The sequence below is a fragment of the Pseudoalteromonas sp. RWi3 genome (assembly GCF_054960735.1).
The window spans coordinates 1-1,316 of record NZ_JBHNYL010000038.1 but is presented as its reverse complement, the minus strand read 5'-3'; the positions used below and the strand labels follow the sequence as shown (position 1 = coordinate 1,316).

At 44.2% G+C, this 1,316-nt stretch carries 1 protein-coding gene; it reads left to right on the top strand.

Going from position 1 to position 1,316, the window contains the following annotated elements:
- The first annotated feature begins 74 nt into the window (after positions 1-74).
- Entirely contained in the window at positions 75-1,286 is a 1,212-nt protein-coding gene (locus ACFI4Z_RS19030; protein WP_462671887.1) for an IS256 family transposase, read from the top strand.
- Positions 1,287-1,316 lie beyond the last annotated feature (30 nt).

Below are 1,316 nucleotides of genomic sequence, written 5' to 3'. Positions count from 1 at the left end.
AGAGGCTGTAACTAATTTTGTGTAACTGCCTATCTCAATATACTCTACAGAGAGTTAAGGATAGGCAGATGAATATGAATAAAAAAGAGCTAGAAGCTTTCGCAAAGGAAGCGGCCAAAGGCATTAAAACACCTGAGGACTTAAACGAGTTTAGTCAGATGTTGAAGAAAATCACCGTTGAAGCGGCATTGAATGCAGAAATGGATGAGCATCTTGGCTATGTGAAAAATCAAAAATCTACATCATCAAACAGTCGCAACGGTAAAAGCAGCAAGCGCGTTAAAACCGAGGATGGTGAGTTTGAACTCGATACGCCTCGTGACCGTGACGGCACCTTCGAGCCCAAGCTCGTAAAAAAACATCAATCCCGCTTTACATCCATGGACGATAAGATTCTCTGGCTTTACTCACAAGGCATGAGCACCCGTGAAATCGTCAACGCGTTTGATGAATGGTATGGTGCAGATATATCGCCCACACTGGTTTCTCGCGTTACTAATGCGGTTATCGAACAAGTTGTGGAGTGGCAGTCGCGCCCGTTAGATGCGATTTATCCAATCGTTTACCTCGACTGTATCGTGGTGAAAATACGCCAAGATAAACGCATCATCAACAAATCTATCTTCCTGGCCTTGGGTATTAATACTGAAGGCCACAAAGAACTGATGGGCATGTGGATTGCTGAAAACGAAGGCGCTAAGTTCTGGCTTAACGTCTTAACGGAACTTCAACAACGTGGCGTAGAAGACATCCTCATCGCCTGTATCGACGGCCTAAAAGGCTTCCCTGATGCGATTAATGCGGTATTTCCACAAACACATATTCAACTATGTATCGTACACATGGTGCGTAATTCGCTGAAATACGTGTCATGGAAGGACTATAAAGCCGTCACAGCAGATTTAAAGCGCGTGTACCGCTCAGCAACAGAAGATGAAGCGCTGCTTGAACTTGAACGGTTTGCCGAAACATGGGATAGCCAGTACCCTCAAATCGCTAAATCATGGCGGACGCACTGGCACAACCTCAACACCTTGTTTAATTACCCCGAGGACATCCGTAGGGCAATTTATACCACCAATGCTATTGAGTCATTGAACAGCGTTATCCGCAAGGCTATCAAGAAACGGAAAATCTTCCCAAGTGATGATTCTGCAAGAAAAATGGTCTATTTAGCAATAAGAGACGCCAGTAAAAAATGGTCAATGCCGATTCAAAACTGGCGTCAGGCGATGAGTCGTTTTATTATTGAGTTTGAGGAACGCCTCGAAAAGCATATTAACTAATGGCAGTTACACAGAATCTGTTACAGGCTC